The 3,055-nt window shown below is 57.8% G+C and carries 2 protein-coding genes and 1 pseudogene; 2 read left to right on the top strand and 1 reads right to left on the bottom strand.

Annotation, left to right across the window (positions count from 1 at the left end; translation table 11 throughout):
- Window positions 1-258: 258 nt before the first annotated feature.
- The gene (locus QZ213_RS26630) at window positions 259-1,473 is read left to right on the top strand and encodes an ABC transporter substrate-binding protein (protein WP_291689036.1); all 1,215 of its coding nucleotides are present in this window, start codon (window positions 259-261) and stop codon (window positions 1,471-1,473) included.
- Window positions 1,474-1,547: 74 nt separating this feature from the next.
- Window positions 1,548-1,763 (top strand): hypothetical protein, encoded by a 216-nt coding sequence (locus QZ213_RS26625; RefSeq protein ID WP_291689035.1) that lies wholly within the window; start codon window positions 1,548-1,550, stop codon window positions 1,761-1,763.
- A 427-nt stretch (window positions 1,764-2,190) separates the two neighbouring features.
- On the opposite strand, the pseudogene QZ213_RS26620 reads toward QZ213_RS26625, so the two are convergent.
- Window positions 2,191-2,307: pseudogene (locus QZ213_RS26620) on the bottom strand (transposase); the annotation flags it as partial.
- Window positions 2,308-3,055 lie beyond the last annotated feature (748 nt).

Genomic DNA, 3,055 nt, shown 5'->3' with positions numbered 1-3,055 from the left:
CATAGTGTGGCTTGAGGCTCTTACCATTCCACACTCCCTGCTCGGGCGCGCCGACGAGGTGATCGAATAAGGTGGCTTGATGTCTGAGTTTGGCACGAACGGAGCAACCGCGTCGGTCTGGCGATGTCCGTTCATCGGGGCAGACCGGAAGTGGCCGGACCACAGTCAAAATGAAGCGTTTGACCCAACTCCGACATCGCCTTATTGCCAAAAAGCGCACATAAGCGCCTGAAGTTGTTCTTCCGGAGGAGAAATAGCATGAAATCATCTATTGCCATGGCTGCGCTCGCTGCTGCTCTTGCGTGGACCGGAACGGCCAACGCACAGGACAAGAACGTCAAGATTGGCGTCATGACAGATATGTCCGGGCTTTATTCTGATATTTCAGGAAGCGGATCGGTGCTCGCAGTCAACATGGCCGTCGAGGATTCTGGGCTACGGGACAAGGGCTGGAAGATCGACATCATCAGCGCCGATCACCAGAACAAGCCGGACATTGCGACTTCGCTCGCCCGGCAATGGGCGGATGTTGAGAACGTCGACGTTTACGCTGACGTCGTGACGTCCAGCACGGCGCTCGCGATCAATCCGGTGGTAGTCGAGAAGAACCGCATTCACCTGAATTCCGGAGCTGCGACTTCCGCGCTCTCGGGCAAGGCCTGCACTCCGAACACGATCCACTGGACCTACGACACCTATGAACTCGCCAACGGTACAGGCAAGGCTGTGACTAAGGCAGGCGGCGATTCCTGGTTCTTCATCACCGCGGACTACGCTTTCGGAGCCGCGCTCGAGGCAGACACCAGGGCGGTGGTAGAGAAGAACGGTGGTAAGGTTCTCGGCAGCGTTAAGCATCCGCTGAACTCGTCCGATTTTTCGTCATTTTTGCTTCAGGCGCAGTCCTCGCACGCTAAGATCATCGGCCTCGCCAACGCCGGCGGCGACACGACTAACGCCGTAAAGCAGGCGGCTGAATTCGGCATCGTCAAGGGCGGCCAGAAGCTCGCTTCACTATTGCTTTTTATTAGCGACGTCCACGCGCTGGGCCTCAAGGTCGCTAACGGCCTTCAGATGACCGAGAGCTTTTACTGGGACCTCAACGATGAAACACGCGGCTTTAGCAAGCGTTTCTCCGCTCGCTCCAAGAACAACGCCATGCCCTCGATGGTGCAGGCCGGCGACTATTCGGCCGTGCTGCATTACCTGAAGGCGCTGGTCGCGCTCGGCGGCAATCCTCACGACGGCGCCAAGGTCATCGCGAAAATGAAGGAGCTGCCGACGGACGACCCGATCTTCGGCAAGGGCTCGATCCGCGCTGACGGTCGCAAGATTCATCCTGCCTATCTCTTCGAGGTGAAGAAGCCGGAAGAGTCGAAGGGTCCATGGGACTATTACAAGCTGGTCGCCACGATTCCCGCAGAAGAAGCGTTTCGTCCGCTCGCCGAAAGCGAGTGCCCGCTCGTCAAGAAGTAAACGCCTCACCGGCGCCGCTTTCATGACTAGCGCCCGGCGTTCTGATATCGCGTCTGAGTCGGGGGAGCCATGAAATGCGAACGCTGGGCTTATTCATACTGGCAGCCACGTTGCTGGCCGACTGCTCTGCTGAACCGGAATACAGCGATCAGCAACGGGCGTGCATTGCGAAGCAGTACAAGGAATATGACGCGAAGCAATTGGGCCAGTGCGTTAACGTCTGCAAATCCTGCATGGGCGGCAGCACGACGACCTGCACAACTTCGTGCAATCTCAAGGGTGCGCGCTAACCAGCCGCTACGACGAAACCGTTGCAAATAATCGACCTTTCCCTGATCGCCGTAACGCGGGTCCGCGACGTCCGCAGTTCCGTCGCTAACGGGGGAAGCAGACGTCGCGCGGACAGCCCATTTCGGCAGCGATTGACCCAACTGTATGGACCAGCCGTGCGTTGCAAGCCGAATGTGAAAAAATGGAGGGGGTTGGTCTTGCGCATCTGTATCCTGCCCTTGCATGGAGCGTTTGTGCTCCTGGCCATCATGGATATCCGCGCGCACCCGATCTCATTCTGAGAAAGGCCCTGAGAGAGGCCGCTTGGGTCACCAGATCACGGGTGCGACGGCGAGACCGTTTCTCCATTTCCTCCATCCAACTCGCAGACCTCGGCAGGTATCAGTTGCGTCAGGGACCAGCGTCGGACATCCCCTCGGGGCGCCCAAGGATCGTCCGATCGCCAGTCGACATCTGCTTCGGCACCAAGCCGAGCCAGGCGGCAAAATCACGGCCCTCGGCGAAGGCAGCACCATTGCCAATGGCCGCCACCATGGCGCTGGCGATGAGCGGTCGTCCGGCGGCTTTAGGCGACGGATCGTCGTCCGTGAGCAATCGCAGCCCGACGCCGCGATCGACGCGAGTTTGTCATGATTGGCCTTGTCGGCGGCGACTGGATAGGCACGAGGCTTACGATTGCTGCTGGCGGCGCCGGTTCCATTTCGGCTTTGGTGGGCAATGGCGCTTCAAGGGAAGCGAGTAACGCTCGGCCGGCATCGGTGATCTGCCAGCCATCAACTTTCCGTAAAATCAATGACTGGCCAAAGATGTCGAGGTCAGGGACTCGCGCTGCCAAGCGCTTCGTTCGATTACTCCAGTCCGGCCCGCTTGTTACCAAGATGCCCACACAGCGGTTTAGCTCGGCCAATGAAGCCCGCCCATCGGGATGGCCTGCCAAAACCTTCAAGATTGTAATTTGCAAACTCACGTCACGCCCCGCGACGTATTTAATTATTTAAACCCGCAATACCTGAAGGCTAACAGCCCCTGGGCTGTACCGTCAGAGAGTTTTGCCAATCTCGATCGCTATCCCCCGATTTTTTACTAAGGGCTGGGCAATTATAATAGCTTCCAACTTGAAGTTAGTGGAGCAACCCTCGAACCTGGAATGCGGCATGGGGTGCTGACCTTTCGGTTGATGGCGGGGTTCCGTCAGTCAGCCCGAATAAGCGACGCATATTAGAAACATGGCTCGTGAATCCAAACTGAGATGTCCGATCTGCTACCGTGAAGGACTGGCGGATCTTAAAAC

The sequence above is a fragment of the Bradyrhizobium sp. genome, from assembly GCF_017881085.1.
Taxonomy (GTDB): Bacteria; Pseudomonadota; Alphaproteobacteria; order Rhizobiales; family Xanthobacteraceae; genus Bradyrhizobium.
This window is presented reverse-complemented; position numbering and strand designations above follow the sequence as displayed.